Genomic DNA, 18,871 nt, shown 5'->3' with positions numbered 1-18,871 from the left:
GTAAGCCTTCGCAACTTGCGCTTTTTGGCGTATATGGTAACGACGTGTGAGACTTAGAAACGAACCAGATTATTGACGTTGACAGGCAAGCCCGTCGCGATGGCGCGATTGGCAGCAATACCCGTCAGAATGGATCTGGCACCGTCCACGTGGTTAGCAGCGCGATGATACGGATCTTCAACAGGCTCTCCAAACAGATCATTCAGCAGAACCGGGTCACCTCCGCCATGTCCACCTGCTTTCTCTTCCACTTCAACCTCATATGGCGCATCAAACATTGGAAGAACCCGCAATGTTTTACCGATCAATGCACCTTCCTTACTTTTATCACCCAATGAATTGACATAGGATTGCTCCACAATGTTCATCTCAATCCGACCTTTGGTGCCATTAATGGCAATGCGGTAACCTTCCCATGGCTGGTAGGCGACGAGGGAGTACGTCAGAATCGCTTTGTTCCGATACTTCACAAGAACACCCATTGTATCCTCAATGTTGATGCCATCCCCAAATACGCTCTGATCCCGCTGATAACCATCTTCTGATTCGGCATCCAGATACATGGACTTCATATGAGCATCCGAATCCAAATGCAGTGCAAAAGGGTCATCCTTTGCGATCGGATTGCCGGTTGCCCGATTGTAGAACTGCGTTACACCGCGTTCTTCTGCATTTTCTCTGCCGTAATACATCAGATCACCAAATGCAAACACGGTATCTGGCTGTGAGCCAATCCAGAAATTCACCAAGTCGAAGTGATGGGTGGATTTGTGCACAAGCAGTCCGCCGCTATTACGCTTGTCCCGATGCCAGCGGCGGAAATAATCTGCCCCATGGCGGGTATTCAGCAGCCATTCGAAGTGAACGGAAGTAACTTTCCCGATGGTATCATTCAGAATAAGTTCCCGAATCTTAGTATGGTGCGGTGCATAACGGTAGTTAAAGGTTACTCTGACGTTCTGGCCAGTCCGCTTGACGGCATCCAAAATCTCCTGACATTTCTCCTCATCGATGGTCATCGGTTTTTCGGTGACAACGTCACAACCCAGTTCCATCGCACGAATGATGTACTTGTGATGGGTGCGGTCAACGCTGGTTACGATGACATAGTCAGGCTTCTCGTTTTCAATCATCTGATCAAATTGATCTGCAGTATAGGTGGGTACCTCGGGATAATTGTACTTTTCCTTTAACAGTTGATTAGCGTAGTTCATACGGACTTGATTTATATCGCAAAAGCCGACAAGCTCGGATGTATCCCTGTAATCCCGGGTCAAAGCACCATAAAAAAATTCAGCGCGGCCGCCGGTTCCGACTAATACATAACGTTTCTTGTTACTCATGTCTATCGCCTCCTTGAATATAGCTCTAGACTATAACAAGGGAGTACTTCTTTCGCCGCATTTTATGCGTAACCGCTTTCAAATGCCGCATATTTTGCTATAATTTATGGAAAGGAGAGAGGCCGACATGACAGAACCTTTCAGTGCAGATTTTCATGATCCCACGGATTTACTACATATCGAATATGATCGTCGCATTGGATACTTCTCGATGACGGATGACCACCTGCATGATCATTATGAGTTGTATTACCTGTTGTCTGGCGAGCGTATCTATTTTATTAAGGACCGGACCTACCGGGTAAAGGCTGGTGATCTGGTGTTTGTTGACCGAAATACGGTTCATAAAACATTGGAGAGTGGCATGCCTGACCATGAGCGGATGGTGCTGTATTTGAAGCCTGAGCTTTTTGCAGCCATAGCTATTTCCGCGGAGTTAGTTGAAGGCTTGAAGGAACCCTTCTGCTGGGAGATTCCTATTGTAAGGTTTCCTTCACAGGTCACGGAGGTTCTAAAACGGATGGTTAGCGAAATGGTGGATGAAATGCTTTGTCCTCAACCTGGAAGCAACCTGTTGCTCCGTCACCGGGCTATTGAATTATTGCTGCATGCCTATCGGAATCAACACTTGGGCAGGTTAAGCTCCGATGATCGTGAGCCGGTTCTTCATCCCAAGACACAGGCAGTTGTTCGTTACTTGAATGAGAACTATCAGAAGCCACTGACATTACCGGAGGTGGCGGGCATGTTTCGCATTAGTCCGCATTACCTGAGTCGATTGTTCAAACAAACGACGGGCTTTACCTTCAGTGATTATCTGAATCTGTTACGGGTGAAGGAAGCACAGCATTTACTGCGAGAAAGTGAAGAATCCATCACGGACATCGCCTGGCTTGCGGGGTTCAGTAACTTCTCTCATTTTGGCAAGATGTTCAAACGTACCGTTCAGGTATCACCAAGAGTCTACCGACAGGAATACAAGGAATCGGGTTCCGTGAGGACCATAAAAGAGGGAGAGAATATAAAATGATTGAAGCAAGATTAAATGAACTGGGGATCATTTTACCACAGGCCAGCGCGCCCGCAGCAAAATATGCCAATGCCGTTATTGTCAATGGAATCATGTATGTATCCGGGAAAGGACCGGATACCTCTGAACGCGGCAAACTGGGATCAGACTTCACAACAGAACAGGGATATGAATTTGCCCGAAACGCCGGACTGGAGGTGCTCGCTGTCGTTCGAGATGTGCTGGGTTCACTGGATCGGGTGAAGAGAGTGGTTAAAGTGCAGGGCTTTATCAATGCGTCCGCTTCATATCAGGAGCATCATAAGGTTCTGAATGGGTTCTCGGATCTGATGATGGAGGTATTCGGGGAACAGGGAATACACGCCCGTTCAGTATTCGGTGCAGTTTCTGTGAGGGACAACTTGCCGCTGATCATAGATTCCATATTTCAAGTGGAGGAGTAGGTATAACGATGGCAGAGTCGTCTTCATTTAATCCGATCATGTTAACGATACCCGAGAGCTTCCATACGGAACGCCTCACGATTCGAGCACCGCAGTGGGGGGATGGCGCAGCCGTTAATGAAGCGGTCCGTGAGAGTGCGGAGCAGCTGCGGTTGTGGTTACCTTTTGCCGAGAAAATCCCTTCATTGGAAGAGTCTGAAGTGACTGTTCGCAAAGCAAGGCTGAAATATCTGGAACGTACCGACATGATGTTACATTTGCGTGATAGACATACGGATGATTTCGTAGGTAGCAGCGGGCTACATCGTATTGACTGGAATGCACGCTGTTTTGAGATCGGTTACTGGATTCGATCATCGCGAACTGGTGAGGGTTTGATGACAGAAGCGGTAAAAGGCATTGAGCAATTTGCCATTACTCATCTGGAGGCGAACCGGCTGGAGATTCGCTGTGATGCCGGCAATGTGCGAAGTGCCAAAGTAGCCAAACGAGCGGGTTATACGCTGGAAGGTATATTGCGCAAGATGCGGCGTGACAGTACAGGTACGCTGGTCGATTGTATGGTTTTCTCCAAAGTCAGAGGCAGTGAGTTTGGGTAAAGGGAGGACAGGTATGGAGCGAATCGGTCAGGGAAGAACTGCGGAGATCTATACGTATTCGAACGAGTACATTATGAAGTTATATCGAATGGATTTTCCTCACGAAGCCGTCCAGAATGAATTCAGAATAAGTGAGTTGGCATACAAAAAAGGACTCCCCGTCCCACAGGCAGTATCCTTGATAGAACATACTACGTCGCGTGCTGGCATTGTTTTTGAGCGGATCCAGGGGATTACCCTGTTATCACTTATCATTCAGCAACCGGAGTTACTGGAGCAGCTGGCGTTTAAAATGGCTGACTGCCATTACAGACTTCATTGCGAGCGAGATGATGAAGGGACGCTCCCCTTACAGAAGCAGATTTTATCGGGAGCGATTCGCAATGTTCGATTATTGTCGGAGGACGATCAAGCGCGAGTCCTTTCTTACTTAACAACATTGCCTGATCAACAGCAGATCTGTCATGGCGATTTTCACCCTGATAATGTTATGCTCAGTGAGGCTGGCGATCAATACTGGGTCATCGATTGGATGACTGGTATGTCCGGTGATCCTGCGGGTGATGTGGCTCGAAGCTGGGTAATATTAATGAGCGGCACATTACCGGAAGATACAGATCCTGCTATACGAATGGGTTTTGAAACGGCTCGTGAATCGCTGGTCGAATATTACATCCATCATTATATGCAACTTTCCGGGATTACACGTGAAGTAATAGAGTCCTGGATGCTGCCAGTTGCTGCCGCGCGTCTTGACGAGGATTTGCCTGCTCAAGAGGTGGAACAGCTGCTCAAGTTTGTTCAGGAACGTATTCGTCGGTTAGACGAATCTAACTATATTATATAAAAAGGGTAGAGAAAGAGAGGGGACATATTCATGCTGCATTCATTAAAGGCCATACAATCATACAAGTCAGGTAACACGCCGGAAGCCCAGCAGCAATGGCTGCAACTGCTGGCAGCAGCGGAGAAGCCCCATATTAACCTCGAACGCATTCATTCCATTGCCGAACTTGAGGGAACAAATCCGGTACTGGATTACACCGAGCGTACACTTCACGTACTGGAGGAGCTTCAGGTTTCTTTTTGGGTGCGAGAAATTCTGGAGGACGTATTAATCTGGTCAGAGACGGCGAAGGCCGGATCTCGGGAGCAGCGGCGGGTATGGCAAAAACAGGGCGTTAACCTGTTTGTACATAATGTGGGGTCCGCTCAGTTATATGATCTATACGCAGGGGCAGAGCACCTGGATAATGACATCGGTAAGACCAAGGAGACGAGTATATATCAACCTGCTTCTCCGAGTGGTGCTCAAAGTAACAATGCGGATATAAGCGAGCATGATGCGCTGAATACACATACTCCAAGGCATGAGATTATACGTACTCTAGTTGCTACACATGGACTTATTGGTCAATACATACGCGGTGAGATTCCATTTGCCGAGAATGCTCCGCTTCACGCCTTGATCGTCAAAGGATGGCTTACTACAGATGAACTGCACACCATACTGATGGCATTAAATGAATGCATTATTGCAGGCGTTGATCCAGCGTTATGGGTTCAGGTTCAGGCTGAGGTACAGCGAATTGTAGGCTGGATTATCGCTGGACCGGATCATGAGGACTGGAGCGTGAAGGAACGGTTATCCCGCTTAAGAAGTTCATCCATTCGGCAGGGAGAAGCTATGGATACTGCTTACGCCAAGCTCCAAACGGAACTGGATCTAGAACAGACGCTGGCTCCACTGGCTCATCGCACATTATGGTATGTGGAGTCGGCCATGCAGGATTTTTCGTTGCAGGAGATGGTGAAGGTGTTCCTGTTGGCGCTTCGCAGCGAAAGTATGAATCCAACATTTATGGAGAGTCGATCTGAAATCGTTCGCCATATTAGCTTCGAACCATTGATGAATACGATGTATTACGACTACAAGGGTGTCAAGAAGCTCAATATTTACAAGAAACGAATGATTGAAAAATATTTGGAACAGTATACATGGGAACAGATTACGGCAGGGGAGCAGATCGTCTATCCCCATCTAACACATCGCATTGAGCGTCATGCGGATCTGCCCGATACACTGTTTGTGACCTTCGAATTTTCCCCAGCGGCTGAGAAGCTGATTGCATTCTGTATCGAAGCGGAAAAGTCACCATTATACGAGAAAGCTGTATTGCTGTTATTTGACCTGTTCGGATTACGCCGGGATGCCTATGACCGTTTCCACAACGAAGAGACGTATTTATCCGATATGAACAGCTCCGGTGATTACAAAAAAGTACTGCTTGACTATATCGTTGGTAAACGGGTACTGGATATTGGTCCAGGTGGAGGAATTCTGCTGGATCTGATTGAGCAGGAAAAACCTGAAGTGGAGCCGATAGGTATCGATATCTCAGCCAATGTCATTGAAGCGTTGGAACGCAAAAAACAGCGTGAGGGACATCGCTGGCAAGTGATGAAGGGCGATGCCCTGCAACTGGAGCAATATGTGCAGCCGGGCACTGTGGATACGGTTATTTTTTCATCCATTCTGCATGAACTATATTCATATATTGAACTGGACGGTAGAAGATTTAATTCTGATACGGTTGTGGCAGCGTTGAGAAGTTCATTCCGTGTGCTGTCACCTGGAGGAAGAATTCTGATTCGGGATGGCATCATGAGTGAACCGGAGGCACAGAAGCGCCGGATTCGTTTTCTGGAACCGGATGGGATGCGCTGGCTGGAGCGGTATGCAGAGGATTTTCAGGGACGTGCAATTCAATATGAGCGGGTCTCAGACAATGAGGTCGTATTGCCGATCAACGATGCGATGGAATTTCTCTATACCTATACGTGGGGGGAAGAGGCATACGTCCATGAAATTCAGGAGCAGTTCGGTATATTCACGCCAACAGCCTATGAGAACTGTATTCGAGAAGCGCTGGGTGAACAAGCCGACATTATTACGTTACGACATTTCCTTCAGGAGGGTTACACGGAGGCACTAGGTGAACGAATTATCTTTATGAGGGAAGATGGAGAACCTGCGCCTTTGCCAGACAGTACCTGCCTGATTGTCATTGAGAAGAAGAAAGGATTGGCGGATGGATGATGAGCGAGGCCAGCACGGTTTTGTATTTTGTTAGACATGCGGAGTCACGGTATGTTGAAGGACAGGAACGCGAGCGTGGACTAACAGAGCAAGGTCATCAAGATGCGGGAACGGTTGCCAGTTTGCTCCATGGGGAGCAGATTCAACTGTTCTATTCTAGCCCTTACAGGCGAGCGGTGGATACGATTCAGATTCTGGCAGATCGGTCAGGTGGAATTGTGGTGACAGAGGAAGATCTGCGTGAACGCCAGTTATCGAGTTCGGATGTGAGGCATGATAATTTTCGTGAAGCCAAGCAACGATTGTACCGTGATCCTACGTATGCGTATCCTGGAGGAGAGTCTGGTGAACAGGCTCGCTTAAGAGCAGTAACGGCGATCGAGAAAATTTTGGATAAACATGTGGGTCACAAGGTAGTCATCGGAACCCATGGAGATGTCATGACGCTTATTTTACAACACTATGATTCTTCCTACGGTTATGATTTCTGGGAAAGTACTACGATGCCGGATATCTATAAGTTGCGGTTTGATGGAACGCGCAAGTTGGTCCAGGTCACCCGATTGTGGGAGTGACAGAGTTATATATGAGAAATGTATTAACCAGAATGATAGTGGAGAGGAGTGAGTTGGACGGATGAAAATTACGCTTTTGCCTGATACATACTTTATTGAAAATCTAAGCGTATCTTCATTACAGGATAGAATGTACTGCATATTTGATCTCGAAGGGACAGGCATTAATCCTGTGGTGGAGAGTGTGACTCAATTTGGTGCGATGCATTACCAGAGAGGTCAACAATGTAATACAACATTTTCTTCACTTGCACGTGCGAACAAACCTATACCAGAACCTGTGGCCAAGTTAACAGGCATTTCGAATGAGGATATGTTGGAAGCTCCTTCGTTTGTAGAAGCATTTCAGACCTTTCAGGAATTCATAGGGGATAACGTCCTGGTGACACAAGCCGGATATGAGTATGACCTGCCCATCTTGAAGCGGCATTGTGATGAGTATGGCCTCCCGATGTTGACCAACCCGGTGCTAGATACAAAAGCGATGTTTACCTATATTCATCCTGAGATTACCGAGGTCGTCTCAACGGATTTTCTGATTGGGTATTATGATCTGAATACAGATGGAATTCACAGGCACAATGCTTTGGCAGATTGTAGTGTGATCGCTGATATCTTTGAATGTATTCTTAGCGAATATGAGAAACTTCAATTGAATCATTTTACTGCCGATCCCAAGCAGATGATGAAACGTTTCGTTATACCAGAGATGTATCTGACATGATAAGGAACTGGAGGAGAGATCAATGAGCAGAACGGATGTGGAGAAGCTACTGTTGGATCTTAACGAGGGACGGATTCTGACCCAGCAGACATTCGAAGGACTGGATGTGGAAGTTTACCTGGACGAAAGGGATGCCTCTGTATTTGCTGACGAGTGGATACAAGCTTTTGAACGATGGGCTCGAGTTACAGCGGTGGCTGAAGAAGAGGTGCTGCGCGCATGCAGGGAACAGGCGTTTAAACAGACCTTGGCTCTTACCGGCGAACCTGAGTTAGCGGGGGATGTGAGTGATGATATTGGTTTAATTGGTGCTGCATTGTTACAGGGTACGGTGAACGATTCCTTTGTGGATCAGCTGTTGGAAAGTTATGGTCAAGGCAGGTTGCCCCTGCGATAAGCGGGGGAGGACCAACAGGGCTGTTTTCGTTTGTATAAAAAAACAGCATCAAATGTACATTGTGGGTCGGCTGAGGCATAAGGTACAATTCACCTAAGCAATCGATGAGAATGATAATCATTATATGTGAAACATTCTCACGGTTACATCAACAGATCACATAGGGGTGAAGGGTAACATGGTAGGTTTAGTTAAAGGTTTCAAAGGGTGGACAATTACATTACTGCTCATGGGTCTGGTTATTTCAGGGTGTAGTACAAATACCGCTACGAATGCGGAACAGACTCCTGCAACTGAAACTGAAAGTGCAGCTTCTGGAGAAAATACTTCTGGAAACGAGACAGAGCCTGCGACACGAGTTGTACAGGATGAATTTGGAGATGTGACGATTCCGGTTCAGCCACAGCGGATTGCTGGAATATATGTGGAAGATTATCTGAAGGCGCTCGATATTACACCTGTAGTGCAGTGGTATAATCCGATGTGGGGCGTGCAGGATTATTTAGAACTGGATGTTCCGAAATTTGATACTACAGGGAGTATTGAGGCTTTATTGGAATATAATCCGGATCTTATTATTGTAGATGGTGGAGCGGATGCGGAGAAATATGAGATGTATTCCAAGGTGGCACCGACGTATCGTCTGCCTGAGAGCGTACTGCAGGATTCGAATCAAGTTTTGAAAACTATTGCCGATGTTGTAGGGAAACCGGAAAAGGGTGAAGAAGTTGCAGCGGCATTTGAGGCCAAGATTGCAGATGCTAAGGCGAAGTTGCAGGAAGCGGTTGGAGACGAGACTGTCGCAGTTGTCCGGCTGAATGTTAACGATGACACACTGGCGTTGTTCGGTGTGAAGAATCGATTTACCGGATTTATTTATTCCGAGCTTGGTCTAACACCACATCCTCTGGTTAGCAAGATGGAAGAATATCAGGAAATTCTGTCTGAGGAGGCCGTGCCGCAACTTGATGCAGATCATCTTATTATTTTCCCTTCCAATGGAGAATGGTCTTCTCCTGAGAACAAGGAAGCCTTGAAGGTACTTGACAGCAAATTGTGGAAATCTCTTCCGGCCGTTAAGAACAATCAGGTGTACATCATGGAAAGATCACATTGGCAATCAGGTGCGATTACAGCGAATTCCATGAAAATAGATGATATTTTGGAAAAAATGACTCCATAATAATAATCTCATAAGAAAGAAAGTTCTTCAGCCAGGGTTGAAGAGCTTTCTTTTTTCGTATACACTATTTTAAATGATAATAATTCTCAGTTAAGGACGATGAACATGTGCCACACCATAATACAACTGATCCCCAAGCCCTGGCTATGCTCACTTCAGCATATGGAATACGTAGATCACCATCAATCTCATATCGATAAACGTTTGTTATACAGAATGTCGACTTCACACTCCATATTTGTTGTAACGTCTGGGAAAGGTTCAATAGTTTGCTCAGATCGGGAATCTCATCTGGAAAAAGGAATGATTATGTTTGTTCCGGCTGGAACATCCGTTAAAATAGTAGGTTCGCCTTGGACAGAAAGTGAATTGCAGTACTATAAGCTTGATCTGATGGTGGCTGAGTTAAGCGAAGAGACTTCGAACGCTTTGTATAGAAGAAACACGGAGGAGCAGCAGGAAATTTCCCAAAGTCCAGATTCTCCGACATTATTACCGCTTATGCAACTCAGCTACAGTCCGTGGAGTTCCTGTCTGGAAGCCTTGGAACAAATACTGCGTCAACAGGTCACTGACGATTGGCTGGAGCAATGGGAGGTAGAACTTCGTTTCCAGGAGTGGTTCCGTGCCTTGCTTCGCCAGAGTGTCCCCGAAACAGAAGTACCCGATGACCGTGCCCGTCTTCAAAGTTCAATTCGTTATATTGGCGATCACTATGATCAGACCATAACCGTGGATGAGCTCGCAGCAGATATTGGTCTAACAAGAGCCAGCTACACTCGGCAATTCAAAAAAATGACGGGTAAGCTCCCGCTTGAATATGTAAATGCGGTTCGGCTTGAACGCTCGAAGCAACTATTGCAGCTGACGGATGATCGCATCCATGAAATTGCTCAAAATGTGGGATTTAGCAGCGAGTATTATTTTGGTCGCCGTTTCAAGCAATATGCTGGTATTTCACCTGGGTTATACCGCCGTCATCACCGTCAAGAGGTTCGTGTCTTTGCTCCGTATCTGGAGGACTTCGTTTTGGCTCTTGGCGTAAAACCTGTACTGCAATGCTCCCATCATTCTTGGGGTAGACAGCATTATTTGGGATTGGATGATGTACCCGAATTCGATGTGAGCCAGCAGGATGCCCAATTTAATGTGGGCAATATACCGGACTTTATCATGTTGAACAAGGGACATGATCGATGGAATCTGGACCGATTTGAGCAGGTAGCACCTACGTTTTACGTGGAACACCTGGGAGAAGATTGGCGCTCCATTTTGAGATCGACAGCCGATGTATTGGGAAAGGTGAATCGGGTTCAAGATGTAATTGGTGCTTATGAGGACAAGGCATCAGAGGCTAAGAGTCGGTTATCGCGTTATATGCGTGGAAAAACCGTAGCTTTTTTGCGTATATCCGCGTCGGATATTACTCTCTATGGGGATCAGTTGGGCTACGTTGGACCTGTAATTTATCAGGATCTTGGACTGACTCCGCACTCCCGTGTACAGCAATGGACAAGACACGAGCGGAGGATTTTCATTGGATTGGAGCAGTTAAGTCAACTTAATGCGGATCACTTGTTGATTACATTTGACACTGGAAATTCTGCCAAACCTGGAGATGAGCGCGAACTGCTCGACAGGGACGAATGGAAACGTCTGCCTGCGGTGAAGAGTGGCAATGTGTACGAAGTGGATTTCATGAGTTGGATGAACTATGGTGTGATCTCTCATGGGAAGAAAATTGAGGATGTATTGCGGTTCATGGCTTGAGGGATGGGAGCTAAAACTACAAACAAGCTGGTTCAATAATTAAATTAAACTCGAAGCAAAATCAAAAAAATGTTCCACTAATCTGATTTATTGTATGATATAGGAAAAATAGAGATTCAAGAAAGGAACTTCCTATGCGGAAAAAAATCTGGGCCTCAATTTTAGTAGTAGCTGTTATTGGGATGATTCCTGTTACAGCAATATCGACGACTGCGGTCGCCGAATCGCATGAAATTTTGGGTGAAGATCTTCCTGAAAGCTTAAGATATGATTCTAACCATCCAGATGTAATTTATGTGAAGGATTGTGGGATCTTCGAAAAAGTTGATTCGAGTTTAGTAGATTACGGCGAAGAAGAAGTTGTTTTCGATGATGTACAAAAGGTAACAGATAAAACGAATGTAATTGTTGCTTATGATGCAACTTACGTCAAAAAAGGTGAATGGGAATAGCAAATTCATCACTTTACAATTTAGGAGCGCAAGAAGATGTTTTTTCTTCTTGGGCTCTTTTTATATCCAACAAAAAAATAAAATTTCAAGAATTCGACCTAAGCATGAAAGAAGTAAATGATTTCATCGACTGGTATGAAGCCAAGCAAGCTGGAAGCGGAAAAGCTTCGTATGCGATCGATAAACACGACAATAACAAAGGACCTTTTAAGAGTCGGAAGGATTATATCCTGTTTGATCGGGTGCTGACGTTTGAGGTAAGTGAATATTAAAAAATGTGAAGTTCCTTCAGCTTAGGCTAAAGGGGCTTCTTTTTGCTTCACAGTGATGTGCAACTACCCGAAAGGCTTGTTTCATCTTATTTTAGTGTAGCGTTTACAAAAAAACTGGATAACGAGCACAAAATGCAAAAGCGGATGTCCTTGACTGAACGATTGTGACATACCATTAGAATGAAGGCTGATCTGTAACGCAGAGTTTGAAGTCTTCAAGCATAGCCATGAATGGCGGATGGGAGAGCTGTAATGACAAAACGGGTAATTCTGTTGGAAGAAGGTACGGCAGAGATGAAAGGGCTAATGGGCAGTAAAGGGGCTGATCTTGCAGAACTTATCCATGCAGGGTGGTCTGTCCCAGCCGGATTTGTGGTCACAACGGAATGCTGTCGCGAGTTCTGTACCCGTCTTGGACATCTTTCCGGTGAAGGAGAGGAAGAGATTATTAACGCGATCCGGCATCTGGAACAGCAAACCGGGAAGTTCTTCGGACATTCGGAGAACCCGCTACTACTCGCGGTATGTACGGACCAAGATCGAGCATCAGCAACTGCGACACGATCACTGCTCAATGTTGGTCTGAATGATGTTACTGTGGAAGGACTCGCACGTCAAACCGGTGATCGGTTGTATGCACTCCAATGTTATCTAGATTATTTAAAGGAATATGGACAATTGGTGTATGCAATTCCGTCTGAATTTTTCACAGAAATATCGAGTCATGTCAAGGGTCGGGATGAAACGGAACTTGAATTAACCATTACACAATTTAAATATTTAATCGAAGGGGAGGGGCGGAACCCTTTTCCTCAAGATGTTCAAATTCAATTCAAAGAAGCAGTACGTGCGGTATATCATTCACAGCGTAGTAAAGCATCCAGATCTCAGGACGAGATCATGCGTAAATCATATTACATCTCTTCGGAGCAAAGCGCTCCTGTTCTTATACAGACGATGATGCATGGAAAATGTGGAGAATCAAGCGGTACCGGAACAATGTATACGCGCAGTCCACTTACAGGAGAAAGGGGAATCAATGGACAATACGTCCCAACTGGGAACGCGAGCCAAACAGATCATGGTCTGGGGCGTTTACGGAATGACGAACCTGAGCTGTACACAAGTTTGCAGGAGATTGGAGACCAGTTGGAGACGCGTAATGGAGAAGTGCAGGAAATCACGTTTGTGATTGAAGCCGGCGCGATGTATGTTGTGCAGACCCAGCCCGCACGATTATCCTCCACAGCCACACTGAGGAGTACCGTGGATTTTGTCCATGAAGGATTCATCACCAAGGAGGATGCACTTCTTCGCATCCAACCTGCGCATATAACGGAAGTGCAGAAGCTTTACACAAATCCTAGTTCTATCAACGAAGCGAGCACTGGAAATTTTCCAGTAACTAATGATGAATGTCCAGCTTATAACAACTCAGATTCACTTTTATCAGCAGATCTGCAACTACTGCTCGATTGGGCTGATGAAGTGAAAGAGCTGAAGGTAATGGCCAATGCTGATCGACCACAAGATGCCATAACAGCACGGATACTGGGGGCTGAGGGAATAGGTCTGTGCAGGACGGAGAACATGCTGTTATCACCTGCGCGGTTACCATTTGTACAAAAAATGATCTTGGCAGACAGTGAATCCGAACGCAGGCGTGGTTTGGAGCGTCTGTTGCCGATGCAGCAGTCTGATTTTGAACAGATATTCGAAGCGATGGATGGATACCCGGTAACGATACGTTTGCTCGATTCGCCGTTGCATGAACTGTTACCGGATCTGGGAGTGTTGGAGAAACGACGTGAGTGGTTACAAGCAGAGGAGTGGCAGGAGCAAAAAGACCATCAGATTGAACTGGAGGAACTGGAGCGTGTAATTCGCAGAGTCAGTGAATTGCATGAACATCATCCGACATTGGGGCAACAGGCTTGTCGGCTGAGTACGGTGTTCCCGGAGATCGTTGATATGCAGCTTGAAGCGATTTTCCGCGCAGCGGTGAAAGGCATCCGGCAAGGCTGGTGGGTACGTCCCGAGATTATGATCCCGCAGATCGGTCATGTGCATGAACTTCAGGTGATGAGAGATCTGGTGGATCATGTGGCTGACCAAGTGCTTGGTGACGAGAAGCGGCATTGTCTCTATAGAGTGGGGGCGATGATCGAAGCTCCGAGAGCGGCGCTGACGGCGACTCACATTGCTCGCCAGGCTGACTTTTTCTCGTTTGGCACGGATGAGCTGACAGAGATGACATTTGGATATAGTCGCCATGAATCCGAGAAGCGATTCATTCAACTGGATACGGACTCTCGTACGGCAATGAATAATCCATTTCATGTGCTGGACATTGAGGGAGTCGGACAACTGATTGAGATGGCGGTAGTCCAAGGTCGAATTCGAAAACCTCATCTGAAGACAGGGATCTGCGGAGAAAATGTTGTGGATCTAGAGTCCATAACCTTCTGTCACCGCATTGGTATGGATTACGTAAGTTGTTTGCCTGAACAGATCGCATATGCACGAATTGCTGCTGCACAAGCAGCCATTAAGGCACAGAGAGAGGGAGCAGACACGCAGAAAACGGATATATCTACAATTGCGTAACGCTCACCCTGTCCTACACGGAACTTCCATGGAATAGCAACCGGAAAACTGTTATACTGAAATATGCGTTTTGTAAAATGAACGTAAAATTTCAGGGTAAGGGTTGAAAGCGACCATGTATAATTCCAAAAATGAACGAACTTCATCACGGACCTTATTCGCCGTGTTATTCATTCTTATGCTGCTGAAGCTGTCACTGCTGCGGTATTTCTTTTTCCAGGGTCTGTCCGGCATCGGTCTGTTAACTGACGCATTAGGCGCACTAACTGTGGTATGCCTGCTGGATCTGATCGTGCCCAAAGGCTGGAAGCGAGCAGTATACGGAGGATTCAATGTTCTGTTTTCTCTGGTGCTGTTCGCGGCTACGCTGTATAACGTTCATTTCAGTTCGGTACCCACCTATACCGCGCTAAGTGAGTTGGGGCAAGTTGCCCAAGTACGGGGAAGTATCGGACCACTGGTACGACCGGAGCACTTTCTGTTTTTTGCAGACATCGTACTGGCATTGCCAATATGGTTGATTATGCGTAGACGTGCTGGCGGGCGTAACCATAGCAGTTACCGCGATAGCGGTTTGACGTTTGGTAGAATTCGCAAACGTTACTGGGGCAAGCTCGGCGTTGCGCTTACCGCTGCGTTCTGCATCGTGCTGTCTGGCAGTTTTATTGTCAAAGGTGAAACGATTGATAACGAACTGGTTCGGGCGGAGAATCTCGGTTTCCTGAACTATCAGGTATCGTCTGCCATTCTGACGAGCAAAGAGAATGAGGCCATTGCGAATGGTAACATTAACGAAACAATTGCTAAGATCAATGAGCTGGTTAGCAAATATCCGTATCAGGATAAACCAAGTAACGGCTCAGCCGTGAAAGCCAAATATTTTGGTCAGGCCAAAGGCAGCAATCTGATTGTACTGCAACTGGAGTCCTTTCAGAATTTCCCGATTAATGCTTCATTAGACGGTCAGGAGTTAACACCGGTACTGAATGATCTGGCCAAAGAAAGCTATTATTTCTCTCATTTTTTCCAACAGATCGGACAGGGAAACACATCAGACGCGGAGTTCATGTCGAACACGTCTATCTATCCAACCGGAGTTGTTCCCATGTCAGCAGGGTATAGTGACCGCGAACTGCCGAGTCTTCCCAAGTTATTGGGGAAAGAAGGATATGAGTCCGAGACGTACCACGTCAATGACGTTACCTTCTGGAACCGGAACAAGATGTATCCGGCACTCGGATTCACTCGTTACTTCGACAAGCCCAGCTTCGAGAATGACAGATTCAATGACTTTGGACCATCGGATGAAGAGTTGTACCGTGTAGGTGTGGAAAAAATGACTGCGCATCAGGCTGCGAATCAGCCGTTCTATGCTCAGTTCATTACGGCATCGAGCCACTCGCCGTTTACGGTTCCCGCTGATCGTGCACGAATTACGATTCCTGCGACCATCACGAACAAATTGCTTCACGATTATCTGCAAGCAATCAACTATACGGACTATGCCATCGGTCAACTCATTAATGAGTTGAAGGCGAACGGATTATGGGATAATACTACTTTAGTGCTCTACGGAGACCACTTTGGTCTGCCTGCTGACGAAGAGATTACACAGCAGATTCAGGCCAATCTGGGCGTCCCGTATGACGGTAAAGTAAGTCGATTTAACATCCCGTTCATGATTCACACGCCGAAACAGACCAAAGGGCAATTGATTGAGCAGCCAGGCGGTCAGTTGGATATGTTGCCAACGATTATGAATCTGATGGGAGTTTCGCTCCAGGATGAGAAATTCACTGCCTTCGGACATGATCTGCTCAACATGGACCATAATGCCTTCGGTATCCGGTATTACTTGCCAACGGGTTCATTTGTCAACAATGACATCATGTTTATCCCGGGTGCGGGCTTTGACGATGGAACAGCCTATTCGCTGAAGACTTATGAACCGGTAACGGATTTGGAACCCTATCGTGCCGACTATGAACATGTGCTCAGCCTGATGAAACTGTCTGACGAGTATGTGAAATTGTTACCGAAACGTGCGCCATAAATCAATTTTTCTGCAATAGGTCAGATCAAAAACGTCACCAGTTCAAAAGCTGGTGGCGTTTTTTTGCATGTTTCTTGCACAAGTGTGGTAATAAAGAGAATAACTAAAGTTTGAAACTGTAATAATTAATGTTACAATGTAATGAGCAAGAATGAAGTGAGCAAGAGCGCGTAATATTCGCAGAACTCATATTCACAGTACTTAGTGAACCTAACAGACGAGAGGATTGAATATATATGAAACTGAGTGTACTCGAACATGGACATATCAATGAAGGACGAAGTGTACAGGATACGCTGCAGGAAACGGTGAAACTCGCACAACATGCGGATCAATTGGGGTACTCCCGTTTCTGGATGTCGGAGCATCACGGTAGTGGTGCGCTGTCTTTCTCCAGTCCTGAAGTTATGATTGCACATGTGGCTGCACATACGGATCGGATTCGCGTAGGTTCCGGTGGCGTTATGCTGCCTCATTATAGTGCCTATAAGGTTGCGGAGAATTTCCGTCTGCTGGAAGCTTTGCATCCGGGGCGGATTGACCTAGGGATTGGCAGAGCACCAGGCGGCATGCCGATTGCAAGCAGAGCTCTGAATGAAGGGAAATCATCGAATGTACAATTCTTTCCTCAACAGATCGCGGATCTGGGCGGATATTTCCACGAGCAGTTGCCCGAGGATCATCGGTTTGCATCTCTGGTAGCCGGACCATCGGTTCCAACGGTACCAGAAGTGTGGTTGCTGGGTTCCAGCTCTGAAGGTGCAAGAATTGCTGCGGCACAAGGGACATCGTATGCGTTTGCCCAATTCTTCGGAACACCAGGCGGCGAAGAAGCGATGAAACATTACCGCAGACATTTCAAGCCGTCCATCCTGAATGACAAACCACATTCAATGATTGCTGTCTCGGCATTCTGCGCGGAGACAGAGGAGGAAGCCACTGAACTGGCGCGCAGCAATGAACTTTTCTTCCTGCGCCTCGGACGAGGTCTTGAACAAAGTTCCTTCCCATCCCTGGAGACGGTGAACAACTATCCATTCACAGCGATGGAGATGGAACAGATCCGTCAACGTCGTTCTTTTTCCATCGTGGGAACACCAGATCAGGTGAAAGACAAAATTACCGCAATGGCAGAACGCCATGAAGCAGATGAAGTCATTATTGCATCAGCGGTTCATTCGTTTGAAGCACGTCTGCGCTCATTTGGCTTGATTGCAGAAGCCTTTGGACTCAAGCAGGACTAATGGTAAGCAAGCGGGAATAACTACTCTAAACAGACTGGAATCTTGCGCATGCAAGGTTCCGGTTATACTCTTGCGTGATCAGGGAGAGGAGAGATTCACATGCGCAGATGTGTCATTAGTGATATTCATGGCTGTTACGATGAATTTAATGCACTGCTTAAGCTTGCAGATTATAATCCGCAGCAGGATGAATTGATTTTACTTGGTGATTATGTGGATCGCGGTCCAAGTAGCAGACAGGTCATCGAACAGATTATGCAGCTTCAGCAACAGCACCATATTATTGTGATTAAAGGCAATCACGATGCCATGATGGTCAAGGCGTTAACTCAGGATGTTGAGCAATATGATCAACACTGGATTCGTAACGGCGGACTACAGACGATGGCAAGTTATCTGGATTTGGAGCTTACTTATGATGAGCAACAGATAGATTGGGAAGCTTATGCTGAGGCCAAAAAGTGGATACGTACACACTATGAACATCATCTTCGTTTCCTGGAACAGCTTCCGCTGGTGTACGAAATTCCGGGTTATATTTTTGTGCATGCCGGGATCAATCCGGATATCGAGGATTGGAGAAGCCAGTCCGAGCGGGACTTTATTTGGATTCGTGAATCATTCTATTCCAGACCAACGACGATTAGAGAGACGGTCGTATTTGGACACACCCCCGTGAAGCATTTGCATGATGAGACAGGCATTTGGTTTGACCCGAGCGGAGACAAAATTGGCATTGATGGTGGTTGTGCCTACGGAGCGCAATTGAACCTGCTGGAGATTAGCGAAGACGGCAGTCTACAGACCTTTTTTGTACGGCAAGGGCAGAGCGCGAAAGAGCCTGAGATTTAATGTTTTCGTTGCGTATCAGAGTTTCGTATGCTAATTTATAAGGTTGTACGATGGAATAAATACGATACATATCATATCGACTTGAGGGGAATGAACCAAGTTTGGCTATTTTCCAAAATGACTTACCTGAGAATGATTTGCAATCAATTCGCTGTAAAAGGATTGGAATTAAGCCTTATTAGCGCTATAATTAGTAGGGTATGATTAAAATATGACATGTATTATTC

Annotated in this window: 16 protein-coding genes and 1 pseudogene; 16 read left to right on the top strand and 1 reads right to left on the bottom strand. The window is 46.3% G+C overall.

Going from position 1 to position 18,871, the window contains the following annotated elements:
* Window positions 1-53: 53 nt before the first annotated feature.
* On the bottom strand, window positions 54-1,343 hold the full coding sequence (locus BLS69_RS11155) for a Gfo/Idh/MocA family oxidoreductase (protein WP_091031462.1): 1,290 nt from the start codon (window positions 1,341-1,343) through the stop codon (window positions 54-56).
* Window positions 1,344-1,470: 127 nt separating this feature from the next.
* Here BLS69_RS11155 and BLS69_RS11150 point away from each other — a divergent pair, with 127 nt between their 5' ends.
* The 16 genes and pseudogenes from BLS69_RS11150 to BLS69_RS11075 all read left to right on the top strand — a co-directional run bounded on the left by BLS69_RS11150 (window position 1,471) and on the right by BLS69_RS11075 (window position 18,644).
* Window positions 1,471-2,373: an AraC family transcriptional regulator gene (locus BLS69_RS11150; RefSeq protein ID WP_091031459.1), complete on the top strand. Its 903-nt coding sequence runs from the start codon at window positions 1,471-1,473 to the stop codon at window positions 2,371-2,373.
* A complete protein-coding gene (locus BLS69_RS11145) occupies window positions 2,370-2,816 on the top strand; it encodes a RidA family protein (protein ID WP_091031457.1) in 447 nt (148 codons plus the stop codon). Before BLS69_RS11150 ends, BLS69_RS11145 begins: the two co-directional genes overlap by 4 nt.
* A gap of 8 nt (window positions 2,817-2,824) precedes the next feature.
* Window positions 2,825-3,415, top strand: a complete 591-nt coding sequence (locus tag BLS69_RS11140) for a GNAT family N-acetyltransferase (RefSeq protein WP_091031454.1) — start codon at window positions 2,825-2,827, stop codon at window positions 3,413-3,415.
* 13 nt (window positions 3,416-3,428) lie between these two features.
* Window positions 3,429-4,262, top strand: coding sequence for an aminoglycoside phosphotransferase family protein (locus BLS69_RS11135; protein ID WP_091031452.1), 834 nt, complete (start codon window positions 3,429-3,431; stop codon window positions 4,260-4,262).
* Between the two features lie 30 nt (window positions 4,263-4,292).
* Window positions 4,293-6,515: a class I SAM-dependent methyltransferase gene (locus tag BLS69_RS11130; RefSeq protein WP_091031449.1), complete on the top strand. Its 2,223-nt coding sequence runs from the start codon at window positions 4,293-4,295 to the stop codon at window positions 6,513-6,515.
* The gene (locus BLS69_RS11125; protein ID WP_349654648.1) at window positions 6,512-7,090 is read left to right on the top strand and encodes a histidine phosphatase family protein; all 579 of its coding nucleotides are present in this window, start codon (window positions 6,512-6,514) and stop codon (window positions 7,088-7,090) included. The genes BLS69_RS11130 and BLS69_RS11125 overlap by 4 nt, the downstream gene beginning before the upstream one ends.
* Window positions 7,091-7,151: 61 nt before the next feature.
* Window positions 7,152-7,814 carry a 3'-5' exonuclease gene (locus tag BLS69_RS11120; protein ID WP_091031447.1) on the top strand — a complete coding sequence of 221 codons (663 nt, stop codon included), beginning with the start codon at window positions 7,152-7,154 and terminating at the stop codon, window positions 7,812-7,814.
* A 22-nt stretch (window positions 7,815-7,836) separates the two neighbouring features.
* Window positions 7,837-8,211 carry a hypothetical protein gene (locus BLS69_RS11115; protein WP_091031445.1) on the top strand — a complete coding sequence of 125 codons (375 nt, stop codon included), beginning with the start codon at window positions 7,837-7,839 and terminating at the stop codon, window positions 8,209-8,211.
* 178 nt (window positions 8,212-8,389) lie between these two features.
* Entirely contained in the window at window positions 8,390-9,394 is a 1,005-nt protein-coding gene (locus tag BLS69_RS11110; RefSeq protein ID WP_091031442.1) for an ABC transporter substrate-binding protein, read from the top strand.
* A gap of 303 nt (window positions 9,395-9,697) precedes the next feature.
* A complete protein-coding gene (locus BLS69_RS11105; RefSeq protein WP_256332277.1) occupies window positions 9,698-11,164 on the top strand; it encodes an AraC family transcriptional regulator in 1,467 nt (488 codons plus the stop codon).
* Window positions 11,165-11,298: 134 nt separating this feature from the next.
* Window positions 11,299-11,616, top strand: coding sequence for a hypothetical protein (locus tag BLS69_RS11100; protein ID WP_091031441.1), 318 nt, complete (start codon window positions 11,299-11,301; stop codon window positions 11,614-11,616).
* 86 nt (window positions 11,617-11,702) lie between these two features.
* Window positions 11,703-11,888: pseudogene (locus tag BLS69_RS11095) on the top strand (hypothetical protein); the annotation flags it as partial.
* Window positions 11,889-12,140: 252 nt separating this feature from the next.
* Complete coding sequence (locus BLS69_RS11090) at window positions 12,141-14,495, top strand: putative PEP-binding protein (protein ID WP_176872677.1); 2,355 nt, start codon at window positions 12,141-12,143, stop codon at window positions 14,493-14,495.
* 115 nt (window positions 14,496-14,610) lie between these two features.
* Window positions 14,611-16,548 (top strand): LTA synthase family protein, encoded by a 1,938-nt coding sequence (locus tag BLS69_RS11085; RefSeq protein WP_091031435.1) that lies wholly within the window; start codon window positions 14,611-14,613, stop codon window positions 16,546-16,548.
* A 236-nt stretch (window positions 16,549-16,784) separates the two neighbouring features.
* A complete protein-coding gene (locus BLS69_RS11080; RefSeq protein WP_091031432.1) occupies window positions 16,785-17,792 on the top strand; it encodes an LLM class flavin-dependent oxidoreductase in 1,008 nt (335 codons plus the stop codon).
* 99 nt (window positions 17,793-17,891) lie between these two features.
* Window positions 17,892-18,644, top strand: a complete 753-nt coding sequence (locus BLS69_RS11075; RefSeq protein WP_091031430.1) for a metallophosphoesterase family protein — start codon at window positions 17,892-17,894, stop codon at window positions 18,642-18,644.
* Window positions 18,645-18,871 lie beyond the last annotated feature (227 nt).

The organism is Paenibacillus sp. CF095, from assembly GCF_900101225.1.
Classification (GTDB): Bacteria; Bacillota; Bacilli; order Paenibacillales; family Paenibacillaceae; genus Paenibacillus.
This window is presented reverse-complemented; position numbering and strand designations above follow the sequence as displayed.